The organism is Kocuria palustris (genome assembly GCF_007666205.1).
GTDB lineage: Bacteria > Actinomycetota > Actinomycetes > Actinomycetales > Micrococcaceae > Kocuria > Kocuria palustris_A.
This window is the reverse complement of the sequence record NZ_VDOR01000005.1, coordinates 34,484-56,427: the sequence shown is the minus strand read 5'-3', so window position 1 is coordinate 56,427 and position 21,944 is coordinate 34,484. Positions and strand designations below refer to the sequence as shown.

The 21,944-nt window shown below is 74.6% G+C and carries 18 protein-coding genes; 12 read left to right on the top strand and 6 right to left on the bottom strand.

Going from position 1 to position 21,944, the window contains the following annotated elements:
- Positions 1–61: 61 nt before the first annotated feature.
- Entirely contained in the window at positions 62–1,102 is a 1,041-nt protein-coding gene (locus FSY66_RS06890) for a malate dehydrogenase (RefSeq protein ID WP_144792703.1), read from the top strand.
- A 28-nt stretch (positions 1,103–1,130) separates the two neighbouring features.
- On the opposite strand, the gene FSY66_RS06885 is transcribed toward FSY66_RS06890, so the two are convergent.
- Both FSY66_RS06885 and FSY66_RS06880 read right to left on the bottom strand, forming a co-directional pair.
- Positions 1,131–1,679, bottom strand: a complete 549-nt coding sequence (locus tag FSY66_RS06885; RefSeq protein ID WP_144792700.1) for a GNAT family N-acetyltransferase — start codon at positions 1,677–1,679, stop codon at positions 1,131–1,133.
- Complete coding sequence (locus FSY66_RS06880; protein ID WP_144792961.1) at positions 1,676–4,216, bottom strand: DNA gyrase/topoisomerase IV subunit A; 2,541 nt, start codon at positions 4,214–4,216, stop codon at positions 1,676–1,678. Before FSY66_RS06880 ends, FSY66_RS06885 begins: the two co-directional genes overlap by 4 nt.
- A gap of 113 nt (positions 4,217–4,329) precedes the next feature.
- On the opposite strand from FSY66_RS06880, the gene FSY66_RS06875 reads away from it, so the two are divergent.
- The 4 genes from FSY66_RS06875 to FSY66_RS06860 all read left to right on the top strand — a co-directional run bounded on the left by FSY66_RS06875 (position 4,330) and on the right by FSY66_RS06860 (position 10,852).
- Entirely contained in the window at positions 4,330–7,080 is a 2,751-nt protein-coding gene (locus FSY66_RS06875) for a bifunctional acetate--CoA ligase family protein/GNAT family N-acetyltransferase (protein ID WP_144792697.1), read from the top strand.
- Between the two features lie 7 nt (positions 7,081–7,087).
- Complete coding sequence (locus tag FSY66_RS06870; protein ID WP_186304484.1) at positions 7,088–8,956, top strand: protein kinase domain-containing protein; 1,869 nt, start codon at positions 7,088–7,090, stop codon at positions 8,954–8,956.
- An 82-nt stretch (positions 8,957–9,038) separates the two neighbouring features.
- Positions 9,039–9,629 carry a DUF5998 family protein gene (locus FSY66_RS06865; RefSeq protein ID WP_144792691.1) on the top strand — a complete coding sequence of 197 codons (591 nt, stop codon included), beginning with the start codon at positions 9,039–9,041 and terminating at the stop codon, positions 9,627–9,629.
- Positions 9,626–10,852, top strand: coding sequence for an alkaline phosphatase family protein (locus tag FSY66_RS06860; RefSeq protein WP_144792688.1), 1,227 nt, complete (start codon positions 9,626–9,628; stop codon positions 10,850–10,852). Before FSY66_RS06865 ends, FSY66_RS06860 begins: the two co-directional genes overlap by 4 nt.
- Before the next feature lie 27 nt (positions 10,853–10,879).
- Here the strand turns inward: FSY66_RS06860 and sepH are convergent, their stop codons facing one another.
- Complete coding sequence (gene sepH, locus FSY66_RS06855; protein ID WP_144792685.1) at positions 10,880–12,430, bottom strand: septation protein SepH; 1,551 nt, start codon at positions 12,428–12,430, stop codon at positions 10,880–10,882.
- Positions 12,431–12,860: 430 nt separating this feature from the next.
- Here sepH and FSY66_RS06850 point away from each other — a divergent pair, with 430 nt between their 5' ends.
- Positions 12,861–13,163: a DUF4193 domain-containing protein gene (locus tag FSY66_RS06850; RefSeq protein WP_006214887.1), complete on the top strand. Its 303-nt coding sequence runs from the start codon at positions 12,861–12,863 to the stop codon at positions 13,161–13,163.
- Positions 13,164–13,349: 186 nt separating this feature from the next.
- On the opposite strand, the gene FSY66_RS06845 is transcribed toward FSY66_RS06850, so the two are convergent.
- Positions 13,350–13,796: a DUF3093 domain-containing protein gene (locus FSY66_RS06845; protein WP_144792682.1), complete on the bottom strand. Its 447-nt coding sequence runs from the start codon at positions 13,794–13,796 to the stop codon at positions 13,350–13,352.
- 89 nt (positions 13,797–13,885) lie between these two features.
- On the opposite strand from FSY66_RS06845, the gene dut reads away from it, so the two are divergent.
- From dut to FSY66_RS06825, 4 genes are all read left to right on the top strand, one after another.
- Positions 13,886–14,398 carry a dUTP diphosphatase gene (gene dut, locus FSY66_RS06840; RefSeq protein ID WP_396350884.1) on the top strand — a complete coding sequence of 171 codons (513 nt, stop codon included), beginning with the start codon at positions 13,886–13,888 and terminating at the stop codon, positions 14,396–14,398.
- Between the two features lie 104 nt (positions 14,399–14,502).
- The gene (locus tag FSY66_RS06835) at positions 14,503–15,315 is read left to right on the top strand and encodes a DUF3710 domain-containing protein (protein ID WP_144792679.1); all 813 of its coding nucleotides are present in this window, start codon (positions 14,503–14,505) and stop codon (positions 15,313–15,315) included.
- Positions 15,312–15,782: a hypothetical protein gene (locus tag FSY66_RS06830; protein ID WP_144792676.1), complete on the top strand. Its 471-nt coding sequence runs from the start codon at positions 15,312–15,314 to the stop codon at positions 15,780–15,782. Before FSY66_RS06835 ends, FSY66_RS06830 begins: the two co-directional genes overlap by 4 nt.
- On the top strand, positions 15,782–16,624 hold the full coding sequence (locus FSY66_RS06825; RefSeq protein ID WP_144792674.1) for a DUF3159 domain-containing protein: 843 nt from the start codon (positions 15,782–15,784) through the stop codon (positions 16,622–16,624). The genes FSY66_RS06830 and FSY66_RS06825 overlap by 1 nt, the downstream gene beginning before the upstream one ends.
- Positions 16,625–16,631: 7 nt before the next feature.
- Here the strand turns inward: FSY66_RS06825 and FSY66_RS06820 are convergent, their stop codons facing one another.
- Complete coding sequence (locus FSY66_RS06820) at positions 16,632–17,390, bottom strand: potassium channel family protein (RefSeq protein ID WP_144792671.1); 759 nt, start codon at positions 17,388–17,390, stop codon at positions 16,632–16,634.
- The gene (locus FSY66_RS06815; protein ID WP_144792668.1) at positions 17,387–18,115 is read right to left on the bottom strand and encodes a potassium channel family protein; all 729 of its coding nucleotides are present in this window, start codon (positions 18,113–18,115) and stop codon (positions 17,387–17,389) included. The genes FSY66_RS06820 and FSY66_RS06815 overlap by 4 nt, the downstream gene beginning before the upstream one ends.
- A 58-nt stretch (positions 18,116–18,173) precedes the next feature.
- On the opposite strand from FSY66_RS06815, the gene FSY66_RS06810 reads away from it, so the two are divergent.
- Both FSY66_RS06810 and FSY66_RS06805 read left to right on the top strand, forming a co-directional pair.
- Positions 18,174–20,297 (top strand): APC family permease, encoded by a 2,124-nt coding sequence (locus FSY66_RS06810; RefSeq protein WP_396350883.1) that lies wholly within the window; start codon positions 18,174–18,176, stop codon positions 20,295–20,297.
- Positions 20,294–21,829: a class I SAM-dependent RNA methyltransferase gene (locus FSY66_RS06805; protein WP_144792665.1), complete on the top strand. Its 1,536-nt coding sequence runs from the start codon at positions 20,294–20,296 to the stop codon at positions 21,827–21,829. The genes FSY66_RS06810 and FSY66_RS06805 overlap by 4 nt, the downstream gene beginning before the upstream one ends.
- Positions 21,830–21,944: the final 115 nt, after the last annotated feature.

The window sequence follows — 21,944 nt, the reverse complement described above, 5'->3', positions numbered from 1 at the left end:
GCGGGCCCGGGCGCTCTAGAGTGAGGGGCATCACTCGCCCGGACCCACGCCAGGAGCAGCCATGGACCCGAACCCGCGCAGCAGCGCGCAGCGCCTCAGCCCGATCACCGTGACGGTCACGGGAGCCGCGGGACAGATCGGCTACGCCGCGCTCTTCCGCACCGGAGCCGGCGATCTGCTCGGCCCGCAGCGCCCCGTGCGGCTGCGCCTGCTGGAGCTGCCGCAGGCCGCGCGCGCGGCCGAGGGCGTGGCGATGGAGCTCTCGGACTGCTCCTTCGACCTGGTGGAGTCCGTCGACGTCTTCGACGACCCCGTGCAGGCCTTCGAGGGCAGCGAGATCGGGCTGCTGATCGGGGCCCGGCCCCGGTCCCGGGGCATAGAGCGCGCCGACCTGCTCCAGGCGAACGCCGGGATCTTCTCGGAGCAGGGGCGGGCGATCGGCGCCGGCGCCGCGGAGTCCTTCCGCGCCGTCGTCGTCGGCAATCCGGCCAACACGAACGCCCTGATCGCCGCCTCCCACGCTCCCGAGCTGCCCGCCGAGCGCTTCACGGCGCTGACCCGGCTGGACCACCTGCGCGCGCACTCCCAGCTCGCCCAGGCCTGCGGCGCGGCCGCCTCCGAGGTCGACGGCGCAGCGATCTGGGGCAATCACTCCGCCACGCAGTTCGTGGACCTCTCCCGCGCGACGGTCGCAGGACGGCCCGCCGAGGAGGTGCTGGCCCGACGCGGGCTGGGCCGGAGCTGGGTGGCCGAGACCTACATCCCGGCGGTGGCCGGGCGCGGGGCGCAGATCATCGAGGTGCGCGGCGGCTCCTCGGTGGGATCGGCCGCCCACGCGCTGATCTCCCACGTCCGCCTGTGGGTCGACGGCACGCCGGAGGGCAGCTGGACCTCCATGGCGGTGGCCTCCGACGGGTCCTGCGGGGTGCCCGAGGGGATCGTCAGCTCCTTCCCCGTCACCTGCCGGGACGGGCAGTGGAGCATCGTGCCCGGATGGGAGATCGACGACTTCGCCCGGCAGCGCATCGACCGCTCGGTCGCGGAGCTGATCGACGAGCGCGACGCCGTGGCCGCCGCGGGTCTGCTCGGGCCGAGGGCCTGACCCGGGCCGGTGCGCGGCGCCGCTCGGGTCACAGCGCGACGGCGCGGACGTGGTCGCGGTGCACCCGGGGTCCGAGCCGGAACGACGCCGCGCCGACCCGGCGCAGCCCCATCCGCTCGTAGAAGGCGTTCGCCCGGGCGTTGTGCTCGTTGACCTGCAGCCACAGCAGATCGGCCCCGATCCGGCGCCCGGTCTCGCAGCAGGCCTGCAGCAGCGCGCGCGAGGCCCCGGAGCCGCGCGCCTCGGGCAGCAGGTAGAGCTTCGAGAGGAACAGGCCGCGCTCGCGCGGCAGCCCCGGGCCGGGGTCCTCGCCCGCGGGCAGGACGCGATCGAGCAGCAGCAGCGCGTAGCCCACCGCGGCCCCGCCGGTGCGGGCGATCAGGACCCGGCTGCCCGGATCGTCGATGTGCCCGCGGAAGATCTCCTCGGACAGGCTCGAGGCCACGAACTCGTCGATCGCCGCGGGGTCGGCGTCGGGCGGGGTCGCATCCGGGAAGGTCCGCCGGGCGATCTCATGCAGCACGGCCGCATCGCGCGGCTCGGCCCGCTCGATCACGACCTGGCCCGAGGCGCTCATGCGCCGCCCCCGTCCTGCGCGGGGTCCGCCTCGTCCTGGCCGGCGGCCGCCACGGGGCTCCAGGCCGGGCCGATCGCATCCGGCAGCTGATCCGCCGCGACGCCCGAGCCGTCCCGGCGGCCGAACTCGGCCGGCAGCTTCCGGGCCACGCCGGCGGCCGAGACCGCCTTGGCGGGCCCGTGCCCGGCCCAGGCGAGCACGAGTCCCTGCTCTCCGCTCAGCAGCCGATGGCAGCGCACCCCGGCCGTGGCCCGGCCCTTGGCCGGGTACTCGGCGAGGGGAGTGACCTTCACGGAGAAGCCGCCCAGCTCCGGCAGCGAGCCGTCGGCGCGGGCGAAGGTGACCACGCGGGCCTCGGGATCCCCGGAGGCCACCGGGCCGAAGAAGAGCACCGCGTCGTCGTCGGCCAGTCGGATGCCGGCCACGCCGCCTGCGGTGCGGCCCTGGGCCCGCACGAGCTCGGCGGAGAACGTCAGCAGCTTGGCCTGCTCCGTGATGAACACGAGCTGCGCGGACTCGGGGGCCGGGCCGACACCGATCACCTCGTCGCCGTCCTTGAGGCTGATGACCTCCCACTCGTCGCGGTTCAGCGGGTGGTCGGGATTCAGCCGCTTGACCACTCCCTGCCGCGTGCCCATGGCCACGACCTCGCTGAGCGGAGCCAGGCCGATCAGCCGCTCGCCCTTGCCCAGGGACAGGAAGTCGCCGGCCGCGGTGCCCTCGTCGAGCCGGGGAGCACCGTCGAAGGAGCTCAGGGCGGGCAGGTCCATCACGGGGACGCGGATCATCCGCCCCCTCGAGGTGAGCGCGCCGATCTCCCCGCGGGCCGAGGTGGCCACGACCGAGCGCAGGGCGTCGTGCTTGAGCCGCCTGCCCGGCTCGGCCAGCGGGGTGCGGTCGTCGGTGCGGGCCATGCGCCCGGTGGTCGAGAGGAACACCCAGCAGGGGTCGTCGGCGATCTCCAGGGCCGGCCCGGCCGGGGCCTTCGCCGCGGGAGCCGCCGTCAGGGCGGGGGCGTCGTCGGTTTCGAGCAGGCGGGTCCGGCGGTCGTCGCCGAGCTGCTCGGCCACCTCGGCGAGCTCGTCCGAGACGACCTCGCGCAGCCGCGCCTCGGAGCCCAGGATCGCCTCGAGCTCGCCGATCTCGCGCTGCAGGTCCTCCTGCTCGCGCTCGAGCTCGAGGCGGGAGAACCGGGTCAGCTGGCGCAGGCGCAGCTCAAGGATGTGATCCGCCTGCGCCCGGGTGAGATCGAAGATCGTCATGAGGCGCTCGCGGGCCTCGGCGGTCTGCTCCGAGGAGCGGATGATCTGGATGACCTCGTCGATGTCGACGATCGCGATCAGCAGGCCCTCGACCAGGTGCAGCCGGTCCCGCCGCTTGCCGAGCCGGAACTCGGTGCGCCGCCGGACCACCGTGAGCCGGTGCTCGTTGTAGACCCGCAGCAGCTCGAGCAGCCCGAGCGTGCGCGGCCGCCCTTCGACGAGCGCGACGTTGTTGATGCCGAAGGACTCCTCGAGCGGGGTGTGCTTGTACAGCGCCGCCAGCACGGCCTGGGGATTGAAGCCGTTCTTGATCTCGATGACGAGGTTCAGCCCGTTGGCGCGGTCGGTCAGGTCGACGACGTCGGAGATGCCCGTGAGCTTCTTGGACTGCACCGCGGACTTGATCCGGTCGATCACCTTCTCCGGGCCGACCATGTAGGGCAGCTCCGTGACCACGATGCCCTGCTTGCGCGGGCTCACCTGCTCGATCGAGACCGTGGCCCGGGTCCGGAACGACCCCCGGCCCGTCCGGTACGCGTCGCGGATGCCGTCCAGCCCCACGATCTGGCCGCCCGAGGGCAGGTCGGGGCCGGGGATGAGGGCCATGACGTCCTCGAGGGAGGCGTCGGGGTGCTCGAGCAGGTGCCGGGCGCCGGCCGCGGTCTCGCGCAGGTTGTGCGGGGCCATGTTCGTGGCCATGCCCACCGCGATGCCGGTGGCCCCGTTGACCAGCAGGTTCGGGTACGCGGCCGGCAGCACCGAGGGCTGCTGGAACTGGTTGTCGTAGTTCGGCACGAAGTCGACGACGTCCTCGCCGAGATCCGCCGTCAGCTGCAGGGCGGCCGGGGCCAGCCGGGCCTCGGTGTAGCGGGAGGCGGCGGGCCCGTCGTCGAGCGAGCCGAAGTTGCCGTGGCCGTCGACGAGCGGCATCCGCTGGGCGAAGGGCAGCGCCATGCGCACCATGGCGTCGTAGATGGCGGAGTCGCCGTGGGGGTGCAGCTTGCCCATGACCTCGCCGACCACCCGCGCGGACTTCACGTGCCCGCGATCGGGGCGCAGGCCCATGTCGTCCATCATGTAGAGGATGCGCCGCTGCACGGGCTTGAGCCCGTCGCGGGCGTCGGGCAGGGCCCGGGAGTAGATGACGGAGTACGAGTACTCGAGGAACGAGTCCTCCATCTCGCGCGTGACGTCGATGTCGACGACGTTCTCCCGGAAGTCGGCGGGCAGCTCGTCGAGCGCAGACTTCTGGGCCTTGCTCCTGCGGGGGGCCATGGGGTGGTGCTTCTCCTCAACCGCGGCGCGGGCCGCGACGACTCGCGCGGTCATCGCGCGGAACTGTTGCTCAGATCACGGTGCCTGCCGCGATCCTCTGTAGCCTGCAGTCTATGGCCCCGGACACTGCACCTTCCGACGACAGCCCTCGGACGCCCGATCCCCAGGCCGGCGACGGCCCCGGCTACCCCAGGCACTGGGAGGCCGACGTCGTCCTGCGCGACGGCGCCACGGCGCATCTGCGCCCGATCCGCCCGGACGATCAGCAGCTGCTGCTGGACATGTTCCACCAGCAGTCCGAGAACACCATCTACCTGCGGTTCTTCTCCCACAAGACCACGCTCACCCGCCGCGAGCTCGCCCGCTACACGACGGTCGACCACCGCGACCGCGTGTGCTTCGTGATCCTGCTGGGCTCGCAGCTGATCGGCGTGGGCCGCTACGACCGCGCCGGGGAGGCCCCCGAGGCCGAGGTCGCGTTCATGATCTCGGACCCGCACCAGGGCCGCGGCATCGGCTCGATCCTGCTCGAGCACCTGGCCGCCGCGGCCCGCGAGAACGGCATCAGCCGCTTCACGGCGGAGGTGCTGCCCGAGAACCGCTCGATGCTGCACGTGTTCGTCGAGGCCGGCTACGACGTCGCCCGCCGCTTCGACGACGGCGTGGTGGCCCTGGACTTCCCGATCGACCCGACGGAGCGCTCGATCTCCGTGATGGTGGCCCGCGAGCACCGCGCGGAGGCCCGCTCCACCGCCCGCCTGCTGACCCCGCGCTCCATCGCGGTCGTGGGCGCCTCCGCGGATCCGAGCAACGGCGGGCACCGGGTCGTGGCCAATCTCGTGGCCGGCGGCTTCGGCGGCCCCCTCTACGGCGTGAACCCGGTGCCCTTCGAGCAGGACGGCATGACGCACGTCTCGAGCCCCGAGGAGATCGAGGGCGACGTCGACCTGGCCGTGGTGACCGTTCCCATGGACGCGGTGCTCGAGGTCGTGGAGGCATGCGGCCGCGCCGGCGCCCACGCGGTCGTCGTGATGACGGGCGGCTGGGCGGAGTCCGGGCGGGAGGGCGCCGCCCGCCAGCAGCAGCTCGTGGCGACCGCGCGGCGCCACGGCATGCGGGTGGTCGGGCCGGCCTCGATCGGGCTGCTGAACCACGACCCCGAGCAGTCCATGGACGCCACCGTGCTGCCCGTCGTGCCGGGGCCGGGAACGCTCGGGCTGTTCAGCCAGTCCGGGGCCCTGGGCATGTTGCTGTCCTCGGCCGCCGTGCGCCACGGGGTCGGCGTGTCGACGATGGTCTCGGCCGGCAACCGCGCCGACGTCTCGGGCAACGACATGATGCAGTACTGGGAGGACGACGAGGCCACCGCCGTGTGCGGGCTGTCGCTGCAGTCCTTCGGCAATCCGCGCAAGTTCACGCGCATCGCCCGCCGCCTGGCGCTGACGAAGCCGGTGGTGGTCTCCAAGTCCGAGGTCACGGGACTGCGGCTGCCGCCCGGGCACACGGGGCGGACCACCGAGGCCCCGGCCGGAGCCCTGGATGCGATGCTCGCCCAGGCCGGCGTCGTGCGCGTGGCCACCTCCGATCTGCTGATGGACGTGGCCTCGGTGGGCACGTCCCAGCCCCTGCCCGGGGGGCGGCGCACCGCCCTCGTCGCCGACGCCATGGCCCTGGCCCGCCTCATGGAGGACACGGCCATGCGTCTGGACATGCCGATCGCGCGCATGAGCGACAGGGTGGACACCTCCCGCGGCGGGCAGGAGGCCGTCGAGGCCGTCGTGGGAGAGACCCTCGCGGCCCTCGAGGATCCCCGGGCCGATGCGGTCGCCGTGGCGGTGATCCCGATCGCGGGGGTCGGCGGCGATCAGCTCGCCGATGCCCTGTGCGCGGCGATCGACGAGCGCCGCCGGGCCGATCCCGAGGCCGCGCGGAAGCCGGTGGTCCTGGCGGCGACCGGCGACGTCGAGCAGGCGGCCTCCTCCCGCGTGCATGCCGATGCGCAGGGGCGCACGCTGCCGGTCTTCCAGGCCCCCTCGGCGGCGATCACCGCGCTGGACGCGCTGCAGCGGTGGGCGCACTGGCGCGACGAGGAGGACGACCTCGCGACGGTTCCCGAGGACCTCGACGACGAGGAGGCCGAGGCCCTGCTCGAGACGTGGTCGCGGGAGATCCGCGGCGAGATGCTGCTGCGCCTGGACCGCGAGCGCACCGCGCAGCTGCTGGCGACCTACGGCATCGAGGTCCTGCCGACCGAGCGGTTCTCGGAGGTCGACGACGGCCTGGCCGCCGCGGCGCGCCTGGGCTACCCGGTGGTGCTCAAGAGCGCGGACCAGCACCTGCGCCGGCGCCTGGATCTCGGGGGAGTGCGGCTGAACATCGACACGCCCGAGCAGCTGCGCGACGCCGTGGCCTCGATGCGGCGCGGGATCAGCGCGGGCGCGGAGCAGCTCGACGTGCAGGCCATGGCCCCCACGGGGCAGGCGGTGGTCCTGCGCGCCACCGAGGACCCGCTGATCGGCCCGGTGCTGTCCTTCGGCGTCGCCGGCGACGCCGTGACGCTGCTCGACGACCACGCGCACCGGGTGCCCCCGCTGACCGATCTGGAGATCCGGCGCATGGTGCGCGAGCCCAAGGCGGCCCGCAAGCTCTTCGGCCACGAGGGCCAGCCGCCGCTCGACGTCACGCAGCTCGAGCAGCTCGTCATGCGCGTGTCGCTGCTGAAGGACCGGCATCCGCAGATCGCTCGCCTCGAGCTGAACCCGGTACTGTTGTCGAGCGAACGACTGACTGTGCTGGAGGCCGACATCCGCCTGGGCAATGCGCAGGACCGAACGGACAGCGCACGACGAGCGATGCGGAGGTGAGCGGGGCATGAGCGATACCATCGCCGGCCGGTACACGCTCATCGATCCGATCGCCCGCGGCGGCTCAGGGACCGTGTGGCGCGCCTGGGACCAGCGGCGCAACAAGGTCTGCGCCGCCAAGGTCCTGCGCCAGCGGGACTCCGCCGACCTCCTGCGCTTCGTGCGCGAGCAGAGCGTCAAGATCGATCACCCGCACGTCCTGGCCCCGTACGGCTGGGCCGCCGAGGACGAGCACGTCGTGATCGCCATGGACCTCAGCGACGGCGGCACGCTCGAGAGCGTCATCCGGGACCACGGTGCGTTCTCCGACCGGGTGGCCGAGGAGATCCTGCGGCAGCTGATCTCGGCCCTGCACTTCGTGCACTCCGAGGGCTGGATCCACCGCGACGTCAAGCCGGCGAACCTCATGATGGATGCGACCGGCACGGGTCGGCCCCGGGCTCGGCTGGCGGACTTCGGGATCGCCACCCAGGGGGAGGACGCGCGCCTGACCCGGATCGGAACCGTCGTCGGCACCCCCGGCTACATCGCCCCCGAGCTGCTGCGGGGCGCCGACCCGGATCCCTCGCAGGACCTCTTCGCCGCCGGCGTCGTGGCCATGCGCATGGTGCGCCCGGACGCGGACCGCGGCACGGCCCCCGCCCCCGAGGACGCCTTCGAGGTCTTCGGCGAGGACTCGCTGCTCGGAGCGGAGGTGGCCGCGCTGCTCGACGCCGATCCCTCGGTGCGCCACGACGGCGCCCTGTCCCTGATGGAGCGGCTCGAGCCCACGGCGGATGCGGACTTCGGCGAGGCCACCACGCGCGACGGCGAGATCGTCGAGATCTTCCAGACGCTGGACCCCCTGCCCGAGGCCTGGCAGGACATCGTGGCCGGCTTCGCGCAGCCGCCGCGCCAGGAGCGCACCGGCGAGAACATCGCCCAGGCCGCCGATGCGGGCGAGCGCACCCCGCAGTCCGTCGCGACGGGGCCGCAGCCGGCCGGCGGGCAGATCGAGGCGCCGCCCGGCGGCCGGCTGCACGAGCATCCCGACGCCGCCGTCCCGCCGGGCGGCGAGCCGCTGGTCGGCCCGGCCTCGGGCCCCGCCGGGACGGCGCTGCGCGGCATGCCCTCGGGGATGGACCGCAGCGGATACGCCGTGCCGGCGCAGGCCCCGCCGATCGACGGGGAGGCCGCCGCCGCGGTCCAGGGGCCGCTGCCCGAGGGCCAGCGCTCGCGGGCCGGGCTGCTCGGCGCGACACCGGCCATGACCGGTCCGCAGCGCGCGGCCCCGCAGCGCAGCATCTCCTGGGCGGGCTCGCAGACGCCGGTGGGCGAGGCGTCGGCGCACGGCAGCGCGACCGGCTTCGCGGCAGCGGCCGGCGCAGGATCCGCGACGCTGCGGGAGAACACGCTGCGGACCCCGGCCGAGGCGCGCACGGCCGCCGGCGGCGCAGCAGCCGCCGTGGGCTACGCGGAGGACCCGCACGGCCCGCACGGCGGGGGAACGCACCCCGTTGCCGCACCGGCCTCCGCCCTCGGCGTCCAGGACGGACCCCGCGAGGGGGTGCATCCCGGGCAGGGCTCCGGCGCCACGGCGGCAGGCGCCTCCCGTGGCGGGCCGCTGTCGGCCATCGGGGTGGGCGGAGCGGCCGGCTGGGCGGTGCTCGGCGTCCTGGCGCTGCTGCTCGCGGCCGTCGTGGTGCTGGTCGTCATCCTGGTGAACGGCGCCGGGGGCGGGGCGGTCGACCCGGCCGAGCCCACCCCCGAGCCCACGGCCTCGCAGAGCGCCACGAGCGTGCCCACCACGACCGTGACACCGGGTCCGGAAGACGGGCTGAACGGGACGCAGCTGGGCAGCGGCCAGGACACGGGCAATCAGCTCGACGGCGGCTGAGCCGCCATGCGGCGGCCCGTCCGCCGCCGGACGGCGCAGGAACCCCGCAGGACGACCCAGGCACGAGGAGGAACCCAAGCACATGACGCAGTCAGGACCGCGCGGCGAGCAGCTGCGCCAGGACATCGAGCGCGCCGGCTACTACCCGCAGCTGGTGGCCGACGTGGTGGCCGATGCCCTGGACGGGGCGGCTCCCGAGTCGCACCTCGTGCAGCTCGAGACCACGTTCGACCGCGACGAGATCCACCGGCACATCACCGTGCTCGTCCTGTCCGAGGGCCTGCTGCACGTCACCCACGTGGACGACCAGGAGTACGACGAGGCGGGCCAGGAGGTCCTGGCGCTGGCCTCGACCGAGTCCGTCGCGGCCGCGAACGTGAGCTCGGTGACGCTGACCTATGCCTACTACAAGCCGCAGCAGTACCGCTCCGGGCATCCGATCAGCGAGGTCAACCTCAACATCGCCTGGACGGGGACCCAGAACATCGACCTGCAGCCGGCCGGCTGCGAGGACCCGAACTGCGATGCCGACCACGGCTACACCGGCGTCTCGGCAGTGCAGGACGTGGCCCTGCGGATCAGCGCCGAGGCGGACGGCGTCGAAGCCGTCGAGGGTGCCCGGGAGTTCGCGCGGGCCCTGCGCCGCAGCGCCGTCGAGCGGGCGACGCGATGAGCGAGCCCGCCGAGGCCGCGGACGCGGGGCTCTGGGCCGTCCCGGCCGAGGACCGTGCCGAGAGCCCCGGGCCCCGGCCGCCGCGCTACGGCCGGCGCAGCATCGCCGACCTGCTCACCTCCGCTGCGGCGGCCATCGGGGCGGATGGCTTCACCGATGTCCTGGGGCTGCCGGAGGCCGAGCGCATCGTCGTCGTGCTCGTGGACGGCCTGGGCGCCGAGCAGCTCGCGGCTCGCAGCTCCTATGCGCCGTTCCTGCGCGCGGCGCAGGATCTCGGCGGCCTCGATGCCGCGTTCCCGTCGACGACCGCGTCGTCGCTGGCCGCGCTGGGCACGGGCCTTCCGGTCGGCGCGCACGGGCTGACCGGCTACGACTCGTTCTCCCCGGAGCTCGGCGAGGCCGTCAACATGCTCGGCGGCTGGGACTCGCGCGTCGACCCCCTGGACTGGCAGCCGCACGAGACGGTGCTGCAGCGCGTCCAGGCGCAGGGGATCGATGCGGTCACCGTCAGCCGCGGGAAGTTCGAGCGCTCGGCGCTGACCACGGCGGCGCTGCGCGGGGGCCGCTTCGTGGGGGCGGAGGGCGTGTTCGCCCGGACCAGGGCCGCCCACGACGAGCTGCGGGCCGGCCGGCGGGCGCTGATGTACTTCTACTGGGACGACCTCGACAAGACGGGCCATCGCCGCGGCTGGGGCTCCGAGCAGTGGACCCGGGAGCTCGAGGAGCTCGACAGCTCCCTGCGGCGGCTGTGCGCCCGGCTGCCGGGGGAGACCGCCGTGGTGCTCAGCGCCGATCACGGCATGGTCGACGTCCCGCCCGAGGGGCGGGTGGACCTCACCCGGGTGCCCGGGCTGCTCGACGATGTCCGCACCAGTGCTGGGGAGCCGCGCTGCCTGCAGCTGCACCTGCGGGAGACCTCCTCGGCGGGCGAGCGCCGGGAGCTCCAGGAGAGGGTGCGGACCCGCTGGGAGGCCTCCGAGCTCGGCCGGCGGGTGCGCGTGCAGACCCGCGAGCAGCTGCTCGACGACGGCTGGTTCGGCGCCCGCGAGGACCTGCGTGCCGATGTCCTGCCCCGCATCGGCGATCTGGTCGTCACCCCGCTCGAGGAGGACCTCGCCCTGCACGACCTCACGCGGATCAGCGCGCGGACCCTGGAGATGGTGGGCCAGCACGGTGCCCCGACCCCGGCCGAGACGCGCGTGCCGCTGCTGCGCCTGGCCTGAGGCCCGGCGGGCTCGGAGCGCGGCCGCTCAGTCGTTCTTGGCGCCGAAGACGATGTCGTCCCAGCTCGGGACCGAGGACCGGGTGCGCTTGCCGCCGATGCGGCCTCGCGGGCGGGGCCTGCGGTCGGCCTCGTCCTGCTCCGGCTCGGAGGAGGGGGCCTCGTCGCCCGTGTCGGCGGCGGAGCCGTCGGACGGTCCGGGAGCGGCCGAGCGCAGCGGCGTCGGCTGGGCGGGCGCATCGTCCTCGTCGTCCGTGATCTCCACGATGTCGGACTCGTGGGAGGTCCCGGCATCCGCGCGGCCCAGATGGTGGATCGTGGCCTCGTGGTGATGCGTGGGATCCGTCGCCGGGTCGGCCTCGGACTGCTCGGCGGGCTCGTCGTCCTCGCCCGAGGGCCCCGTCGTCCCGGTCTCGGCGCTCTGGCCGGCGTCCGCCTCCTGCGCGGTCCCGGGCTGCTGAGCCTCGGCGCCGACGGGGCGTCCGGTCTGGATGGTCTGCTGGAAGAGCTGGTCGTCCTCGGGCGCGGAGATCGGGCGCGGCCTGGCGTCGACCTGGCCCATCGAGCGGCCCAGGATCGCGGCGAGCCGGTCGTCGGCCTCCTCGTCCGTCCCCAGCCGCTGACCGCGGCGCGCGTCCAGGACGTCGAGCAGCTCCTCGGTGGTGCGGGCGTCGTCATCGCCGACGCGCTCGACCGCTTCGCGCACCGCCTCGGGCCGCGGTGCCGGATCCTCGGACGGGGCCTCGTCGGCCGAGGCCCGCTCGTCCGCCGACTGCCGGTCCGGGGCCTGGGCCCCCGCTGCCCGGCCGTCCGGATCCTGTGCGGTCGAGGCCTGCTCGCCCCGGGCCGCCCCGGCCTGCGCCTGCGCCTCCTGGCCCGGCTCGGCCGATCCGGCGGCCCGGGGCGTCGGACGAGGGGCGCGGGTCTCGCCGAAGACGCCGTCGCGCGGGCGGTCCTGGCCCTGCTCGGCCGTCAGGTGCTCGGCCCAGCCGGGCTCGGGGGACACGGAGAGATTGGCCGGGTTGAAGACCCACTGCGCCATGGCCTGCTGATCCACCAGATCCTGGGGGGCCTTGGCAGGATCGACCACGCGGAAGCGCACCGCCACGGTCCACAGCAGATCGGGGCGCTGCCAGGCATCCCAGTCGAACGACGCGGCCGCGATCCCCAGCTCCGGGGCACGGGTCTCCAGGGTCTGGGCCAGGGTGAGGGGAGCCCCCTCGAACGCCGAGCGGTAGCCCTCGGTGCGGCGCGTGCCGAGCTCGACCTTCTGCGCCTCGCGGGCCATGTGGCCGCGCTCGGCCAGGATCGGCCACTCGTAGCGGCGGACGCGCTCGGGCTCCCACCCGGACTCCTCGACGATCTCCTCGAGCGAGGCGCCGGAGCGGAACCGGGCCTGGATGTCGCGGGGGCCGAACTCGGCCCCCTGGCGGGGACGGCGCGGCGGCGTGCGGCGAGCGCGCTGGACGGCCTGGCGCAGCTGCTGGTCGACCGCCAGGAGGCTGCGGCGGCCCGAGGAGTCGCTGAGCACCAGGTGCTCGCCGTCGTCGTGGACGCCTTCCAGGCGCAGCTCGTCCATCCTTCTCCAGCCTTCCGCAGGGTGCTCGGTCGCGGGGGGCGGCGCCGCGGGCCGACCGGTTCGTCTCGACCCGGTGCCGGGGCGGTGCGGCGCGGTCCCAGTCCGCATCTGGGCAGAGTCTAGTGGCCGCGGCCGATCGACGCGCATCGAGGCGCCGCCCGGCGCGCTGCCCGGGTGCCGCACGACATGTTCTGCCGGGTCCGCGAACCCCGGCAGAACGACCCCGAGACCGGGCTCGCGCGGGCCGCTCCCGGCAACCGGGAGCAACTTTTCCGTCGTGAGCGGACGCATTGGTCTTTCCGGGGCCCATAGTGAACAATCCTCACGACACGAGGCCGGAAGGCCGGTGCGGGCCCTCCCTCCAGGGCCCCGTGAGGGGATGACATCCGCCCCTCCGCAGTCTTCGTCGCATGGATTAGGGATCACCACTATGGCAACTGACTACGACGCCCCTCGCAAGCAGGAAGAGGAGCTCAAGGAAGACTCCATCGAGGAGCTGAAGACGCGTCGCAACGAGACGCAGCACCCGAACGCCGACGAGGACGACGAGGCCACGGCCGCCGACAGCTACGAGCTCCCGGGCGCCGACCTCTCCCACGAAGAGCTCTCCGTCGTCGTCCTGCCGGCGCAGGAGGACGAGTTCACCTGCGGCTCGTGCTTCCTGGTGCGCCACCGCTCGCAGATCGCGGAGGAGAAGGACGGCATGAAGATCTGCGTGGAGTGCGCCGGCTGACAGGCGCCCGCGGCCGCTGCGGATCCCGCAGCGCGCCGAGCGCTCCGCGGCCCGGCCGCCGTCCGCGCAGGCTCGGCACATCGACTCAGCAGAAGCCCCCGACCGCCGTGGCGGTCGGGGGCTTCGTCGTCCGCTCGGGCACGGGCACGTCCCTCGGGGGCGCTCCCGCGTGGGGGCGCGGACGGTTCAGCGGGTCAGCGCCTGGGCCAGCTCGTGGGGGTGCCGGGTCGCGGCGAGCCAGTAGGGCGTGGGATCCACGGGGTCGGTGATCTCGATGCGGCACAGGCCGGAGGCCGAGGCCGAGAAGCTCATGTAGGAGCGGGCGTCCAGCTCGGGGCCGCGGGCACGGCGGACGTCCTCCGAGTCGGTGAAGGCCTCGACCGATCCCACGAAGCGGCGCTCGATGCTGGCGCGCCCGACGCGCAGGAGATCCTCGGTCACCACGATGGACGTCGCGCGCGCATAGGCGAGCACCGGGCAGATGATCATCACGACGACCGCCCCGAGGATCCCGAGCCAGGTGGCGATGGGGGCCAGGGCGATCAGCACCGTGCCGGCCAGCCCCAGGAAGAGCAGCCACATCCACCACGCCGGATCGAGCTTCTCCCGGTACAGCACGTCGTCATCAGTCATGGGGGACATCATCCCATGACTCGCGCGGTCCACGGACGGACCCCGGCGCCTCCGGAGGGCGTCGGCGCCGCGGTCTACAGTGGGGCACTGTGCTCATCGACCCTTCCGCCGCAGAACCGGCCGAGACCGACGACATCCGCGATGCGCGCGGCGCGCAGCAGGCCCCCCTGCGCCTGCAGGTGCGCCGCCTGGACCCCGATCTGCCGCTGCCCGCCTACGCCAAGCCCGGCGACGCCGGCATGGACCTGCGCGCGAGCCACGGCGCCGTGATCGAGCCGGGGCGCCGCGCCCTGATCGGCACGGGGCTGGCCGTGGCCGTCCCGCCCGGCTGGGTCGGCCTCGTCCACCCGCGCTCCGGGCTGGCGGCCCGGCACGGGGTCACCGTCCTCAATGCCCCCGGGACCGTGGACTCGGGATACCGCGGCGAGATCAAGGTGGCCCTGCTCAACACCGACCCGGACGAGCCGTTCCGGATCGGGCGCGGGGACCGCATCGCGCAGCTGCTGCTGCAGCGCGTCGCCGCCGTCGAGCTGGACGAGGTCGACGAGCTGGCGGCCTCCGACCGCGGCGGGACGGGCTTCGGCTCGTCGGGCACCCGCTGACCGCTCGGCCCGATCCGGCCGCCGGGGCCGCAGGCCCCGAGACCCAGACCACGAGGTCGCCGCGTCCGTCCGCGAGGCGGCGATCGATTCCGAGGAGAGACGACATGTTCGGACGCAGGAAGAAGAAGGAGCGGGAGTCTGCCGCGGCGGCTCCGGCCGAGGACCTCCGCGAGGACGCCGAGGACGCGGGCGAGGACCTCCGCGCCGGCGGCCCCTGGGACATCTCCGAGGTCGAGGACCGCGAGGGCCGGATGGACTTCGGCTCGCTGCTCATCCCGCAGGTCCAGGGCGTGGGCATCCGCCTGGAGGTCAACGAGAAGGGCAACCGCCCCCGCGCCGTGAACCTCGATCACAAGGGCTCGACCGTCCAGCTCCAGGCCTTCGCGGCGCCGCGGACGACGGGGATCTGGGACGAGATCCGCAAGGACCTGATGGACTCGCTCCGGCGCGGCGACGGGGCCCCGCAGGCGGTCGAGGGCCCGTTCGGCACGGAGCTGCGCGCGCGCTTCCCCGCGACGACCAGCGACGGCACCAAGGGGTACCGCCCGGCGCGGTTCATCGGCATCGACGGCCCGCGCTGGTTCCTGCGCGCGGTGATCTCCGGCCCGGCGGCGATCGAGCCGAAGGCCTCCGCCGAGTTCGACGAGATGATCCGCACCGTCGTCGTGCGCCGCGGCTCCGAGCCCATGCCGCCGCGGGACCTGCTCCCGCTGCAGGTCCCGGAGGGCGTGCAGTCCAAGCCCGTGGCCAGGCGCCGCGCGGTCCGCCGCCCCGCCCAGGGCCAGGCGGCGGCACAAGAGGGCAGGGGCGCGGGCACCTCCTCGGGCACCGGCAGCGCAGCGACCCGGCCGGCCGTCCAGCAGCGCGCTCCGATGGCGCCCCCGCAGCGGGGGCCGGAGATCACGGAGACGCGATGAGCACGGTCGCCGCCGAGCCCGCCGGCAGCCACGCGGCGGGGGAGCACGAGCAGGTCGAGGATGCGGGCCTGACCCCCGGCCCGGCCCCGATCACCGCTTCGCACCCGAGGATCGCCGCGCTGGAGGCGCCCGGCGCGTCGCTCGACGAGGCGCGGGCGGCCTGCGGCGCGGATCGCGCCTCGCGCACCGGGGCGCGGCGCCGGGTGCGCGCGAGCGGCCGCGTCGCGGAGATCCGGGTCGCGGCCGCTGCCGAGCGCCCGTCGAGCGAGGCGCTGCTGGTGGTCCGGGACCCGCGCCGCCCCGCCTCCGAGGGCACCGCCGTGCGCCTCGTGTGGCAGGGCCAGCGATCGGTGCCCGGTGTGCGCGCCGGGACCGAGCTGTGCTGCTCGGGCCTGCTGTGCAGCTCGGAGGGACAGCCCACGATCTTCAATCCCCGCTTCGAGATCATCGCCCGGAAGGCGCAGTGATGAGCAGCCCCGCACCCGGCCCCGCCCACGACCCGCGGGAGGACCCTGCCCCCGCGGAGCACGGCCTCCGCCAGGGCGACGAGGCCCGGCAGGACGCGGCCCGCCCCGGGGCGGGCTCCCGTCCCTCGCCGTCGGTCGCCGAGTCCATGACCGCCTACGCCCGGCGCTCCGGCATGCGCCGCACCGAGGCGGGGCAGCTGGACGTCCTGCATGCCGTGGGCGGGTGGCGCGGTCTGGCCGAGGCGATCCTGCCGGGTGCGGTCTTCCTCGTGGTCTTCGTGGCGGGACAGGCCCTGGGGCTCGCGCTGATCTGCGCCCTGGGGGTCGCCGGAGTCTTCACGATCGCCCGCCTGGCCCAGCGCCAGAGCCTCGTCCAGGCGATGGCCGGGCTCATCGGGGTGCTCGTGTGCGCGATCTTCGCCTGGCGCAGCGGCGAGGCGATCGAGTACTACGTGACGGGGCTGTGGATCAATCTCGTCTACCTGATCGTCATGGGCGCCTCGATCGCCGCCGGATGGCCCCTGCTGGGCGTGCTCTTCGGCTTCATCCGCGGCGAGGGGCTGGACTGGCGCCGGGACCCGCGCCGGATGCGCGGCTACCGCCTGGCCACCGGCCTGGTCACCGCGATGTTCGCGGCCCGGCTGCTCGTGCAGGTCCCGCTGTACCTGGCCGAGGACGTCGTGGGGCTGGGTATCGCGCGGCTGACGATGGGCGTCCCGCTCTACGCCGCGGTCCTGTGGCTCGGCTGGCTCGTCTCGAGGCCCGCGGCCGTCGACCCCGTCGCCCCGGAGGACGGGCTGCAGCGCTCGACCCGCGAGGACATCGCCGACGACCCGGCCTGAGCCCGCCTCAGGGAGCCGCCTGCCCCGAGGGCTCGCCCGGGATCGACTCGTCGAACGCCCCGTCGGCGGCCGGGTCCGCCCACGGCGCGGGCTCCTCCCGCCGCTGCGCGGCGGAGCCGAGCAGGTCGCGCAGCTCGTCCTCGCCGTCGCCCGAGACCAGGAAGAACAGCTCGTCGTCGGCCTCGATGACGTCGTCGCGGCTGGGCGCCAGCGGCTGGCCGTCGCGCAGGATCGCGACCGGGACGGCGTCGCCGGGCCACGGCACGGTCCCCACCCGGGAGCCGATCGCCGGGTGCTCCGGCGGGACGGTGAACGCGCTGATCGAGGCGGTCGCGTGGTGCATGGTCAGCACGCGCACGACGTCGCCGACCTCGACGGCCTCCTCCACGAGCGCGGTCATCAGCCGCGGCGTCGACACCGCGACGTCCACGCCCCACGAGTCGTCGAAGAGCCACTCGTTGCGCGGGTTGTTCACCCGCCCGACCGTGCGCGGCACGCCGAACTCGGAGCGCGCCATGAGGGAGACGACCAGGTTGACGCGGTCGTCGCCCGTCGCCGCCACCACGACCTCCGTCTCGTCCAGGCCCGCATCCGCGAGGACCTCGAGATCGCAGGCATCGCCCACGCTCCAGCGGGCCTCGGGGGCATCCATGCGCCCGATGGCCTCGGGCTTCTCGTCGATGATCAGCACGTCGTGGGCGCTGCGGGACAGCTCCCGGGCGATCGAGGAGCCGACGGCCCCCGCTCCGATGACCGCGACCTTCATCGCCGCCCTCCCGTCGCCTCGGAGGGCTCGAGCAGGTCCTTCTGCCCGGCGTCGCGGATCTCCGGCGACGGGGGATGGGCGAGCACGCGCACCACGTCGTCGATCTCCTCGACCCGCATCATCGCGTGGACCAGATCCCCCTTCTGATAGGTCGTGGCGGCCCCGGGCAGCACGCCCTCCCCGAAGCGGGTGATGAAGGCCACGCGCACGGAGGCGGCCTCCTCGATGGCCGTCAGGCGCAGTCCGGCCCACGAGTCGTGCAGGGTCAGCTCGCCGAGCTGCAGGCGCCCCGAGGCCTCCTGGTAGTCCCCGGAGATCGACTGCTCGGGCAGCAGCCGGCGCAGGACCTGATCGGCCGTCCAGCGCACCGCGGCCACGGTCGGCACGCCCAGGCGCTGGTAGAACTCGGCGCGGGCGGGGTCGTAGATGCGGGCCACGACGTGCGCGACGTCGAAGGTCTCGCGGGCCACCCGTGCGGCCAGGATGTTGGAGTTGTCCTCGGAGGACACGGCCGCGAAGGCGTAGGCCCGCTCGATGCCGGCGCGGCGCAGGACCTCGCGGTCGAAGCCCTGGCCCGTGATGCGGCTGCCCGCGAAGGCCCCGTGCAGCTTGCGGAAGGCCCGCTCGTCCTGGTCGATCAGAGCGACGGTGTGCCCGGCGTCCTCGAGAGCGTGGGCGATCATCGCCCCGACCCGGCCCGAGCCCATGATCACGAAGTGCGGCATGGGCTCAAGGGTAGGTCACCGCGCAGGCGACGACGGGCGCAGCCACTACCCTGTCCCCGTGACGAAACTCGGGGCTCTGCGGACCGCTCTCGTGGGACGGCCCTACCACAACGAGCGCTACGAGGACACGGCGCTGTCCAAGCGCACGGGGCTGCCGGTGTTCTCCGCCGACTCGCTGTCCTCGGTGGCCTACGCCCCCGACGAGATCGTCCTGACCCTGGCCCTGGCGGGCGCCTCGGCCGTGCTGCTCTCGCCGTGGGTCGGCCTGGCCGTCGTCGTCGTGACCGTGGTCATCGTGCTGGCCTACCGGCAGAACCTGCGCGCCTATCCCTCGGGGCAGGGCGACTACGAGATCGCGACCTCCAACCTCGGCCCGCGGGCGGGTGTCGTCGTGGGCGCCTCGCTGATGATCGACTTCACGCTCGTGGTGGCCGTGTCGATGTCGGCGGCGGTGCAGTACCTGGCGGCGGCCTTCCCGGGGCTGATCGACCACCGCATCGAGATCGCGCTGGCGGGGATCCTGATCGCGGGGCTGCTGAACCTGCGCGGCCTGAAGTTCATGGGGCGCGCAGCCGCGGTGCCCACCTACCTCTTCGTCGCGGTCCTGCTGCTGATGATCGGCACGGGGCTCGTGCAGTCGGCCGCAGGGACCCTCGAGCAGGCCACCTCGGCCCACTGGGAGGTCCTGCCGCTCGAGCAGCCCGACGGGGGATGGACGGGGCTCGCGCTGGCGGTCCTGGTCCTGCGCGCCTTCTCCTCGGGGGCGGTCGCGGTGACCGGCGTCGAATCGGTCGCCGGCTCCGTTCCGTTCCTGCGCCGGCCGCGCGCGGCCAACGCCCGCGTCATCCTCACCGTCATGGGCGTGCTCTCGGTGGTCCTGCTGCTGGGGACCATGCACCTGGTCCGGGCCACGGGGATCCAGCTGGTCCTGGACCCGGCCCGGCAGCTGCGCATGGACGGCCGGGCCCCGGACGCCGACTTCTACCAGAACCCGGTGCTCGGCCAGCTCGCCCGCGCGGTCTTCGGCCACGACACGCCCATGTTCTACGTCGTCATCCTGGCGACCGTGCTCGTGCTCGTGCTCGCGGCCTCGACGGCCTTCACGGGCTTCCCGGTGCTCGCCTCCCGACTGGCCCGCGACTCCTGCCTGCCTCGGCAGTTCGCCGCGCGCGGCGACCGCTTCGCGTTCACCAACGGCATCGCGGCCCTGCTCGTCGTCGCCGCGCTGCTCACCGCGGTCTTCGGGGCGAACGTCAACGCCCTGGTGCAGCTCTACGTCGTGGGCGTGTTCGTCTCCTTCACGCTGACCCAGGCGGGGATGGTGCGCCACTGGCTGCGCCGCCGCCGCTCGGAGCCCTCCTCCGCCCGGCGGCGCCGCATCCTCGCCTCGCTCGGGCTCGCGCTGCTGGCGGCCGTGATCTCCGGGGCCGTCCTGCTCGTCGTGCTGGTCACGCGCTTCACCCAGGGAGCGTGGATCACGGTGCTGTGCCTGGTGGTCCTGAGCGTGCTCATGAGCGGCATCCGGCGCCACTACGACGCCGTCGACGAGGCCCTGAGCCTGGCCCCCGACTCGCCCGTGCTGGCGCTGCCGTCGCGCGTGCACGCGATGCTGATCGTGCCGTCCGTGCGCAAGCCGGACATGCGCGCGCTGGCCTATGCGAGGGCCTCGCGCCCCTCGACGCTCGAGGCGCTCGTCGTGGACGTGTCCTCGGCGCGCACCGCCCGGATCCTCGAGGACTGGCAGCGCCTGGAGATCCCGGTGCCGCTGCGGGTCCTGGACGCCCCCTACCGCAGCTCGACCCAGCCGGTGATCGATCACCTGCGGCGGGTCCGACGGCGCTCGCCGCGCGACCTCGTGGTCGTCTACCTGCCCGAGTACGTCGTCTCCACGAGCTGGGAGCGCTTCCTGCACAACCAGGCCACCGGCGCGCTGCGCAGCCGCCTGCGCCACGAGCGAGGGGTGATGATCGCCTCGGTGCCGTGGCACCTCAACACCCTCGGCTCCCAGGTCTCCTCCGCCGAGGAGGCGCCCGAGGAGACCGGCCCGGAGCGGACCGGGGCGCCCGAGACCCGGCTGGAGGACGCCGCGCCGAGCGACGCCCGACGCTTCCGGCCCCTGCCGCCGCTGCCCGCCCGGGAGGGCCCCGATCAGGAGCGCCGCGCACCATGGAAGGACGCATGACACAGCCATCCCGCCGCCGCGAGGCCGATGCCGCGCCTGCCGCGCCAGGACCCGACGGCCATGACGCCGCCGGGCAGATCCTCGAGCTCGAGCTGGGCGCGCCGGCCCACGGCGGCCACACGGTCGCCCGCACGGCGGAGGGCCGCGTGGTCTTCGTGCGCCACGGCGCCCCGGGCGAGCGCGTGCGGGTCCGGCTCACGGAGGCGCAGGAGCGGGCGCGATTCTGGCGCGGCGACGTGATCGGGATCCGGCAGCCGGCTCCGGAGCGGCGGGAGAGCCATCCTTGGGGGCCGGCGGACTCCGTGCGCACCTGGGCCGAGGGCCGGGCCCCCGTGGGCGGGGCCGAGTTCGGGCACCTGGAGCTCGGGCTGCAGCGCCGCCTCAAGGGCGAGGTCCTGCGGGAGCTGCTCGGCGGGATCGGCGGCTTCGCGGCCGAGGAGATCGCGGCCCTCGACCCGGAGGTCGAGGCGCTGCCGGGGGAGAGCGCCGACGGCCTCGGCTGGCGCACCCGGGCCCACTTCGCGATCGACCCCGGCGGCCGCCCCGCCATGCACCCCCACCGCGCGGCCGAGCTCACGGCGGTCGAGGACTTCCCCCTCATGGTCCCGGCGCTGCGCGCGCTGCGGGTCGCCGACGTGGACTGGACGGGGGCCGCGCGGCTGGACCTCGCCGCGCCCTCCGACGACGCCCCGTCGGTGCTGGTCACGGCCCAGCGCGCGGAGCTCGGCGAGCTGGCTCGGCGGCTGGGCCGCGATGCGCTGCCGGCCCTGCAGGCCGCGCACGAGGCCGCGGGGGGAGCCGGCGAGGCGGCCCTCGTGCTCCAGGCCGATCCGGAGCAGCGGGGTCCGCGCCCGGAGCCGGTCGTGCTCAGCGGCGGCCTCCGCGCCCGCGAGCGCGTGGGGCGGCGCAGCTGGCAGGTCTCGGCCGGGGGCTTCTGGCAGGTCCACCGCAGCGCCCCGGGCCGGCTGCTCGAGCTCGTCGAGGACGCGGCCGGGCTCCAGGCCGGGGAGGCCGGCCTGGACCTGTACTCGGGGGCCGGGCTGCTCACGGCCGCTCTGGCCGATGCCGCGGGGCCGGAGGGCAGCGTCCTGGCGGTCGAGGGCTCGCCGCTGACGAGCTCGGACGCCGCGGCGACCTTCGCCCGGACCCGGCAGGTCGAGGCGGTCACCGGGTCGGTCGAGCAGGTGCTCGCACAGCGCTGGCCGCAGCTCGTGCGGATCCCGCAGCGGCTGCGCGGAGCGGCCCGGGGGTCCCGAGCGGGGTCCGGGCGCGGTCGGAGCGCCGCGGCGGCGCCCCGACCGGACGTCGTCGTCCTGGACCCGCCGCGCGCGGGCGCCGGCAAGGTCGTCGTCGATGCGATCTGCGCGCTCGGGCCGCGGCGGATCGTCAGCGTCTCGTGCGATCCCGCCACGCTGGCCCGCGATCTGGCCCGCTTCCGCCGCGGCGGCTGGGCGGTGCGCAGCCTGCGCGGGCTGGACCTCTACCCGAACACCCACCATCTGGAGACGGTCACGGTCCTCGAGCGCGAGTGAGGCTAGCCTTACTTACCACAGATGACGGCGGCTGTGGAGGCCAGGGAGGAAATCCCCGTCCCGATGGGGATATATTGGCGGGAGTCTGCCGAGACCGCGCTGCTGCCGACCGGCC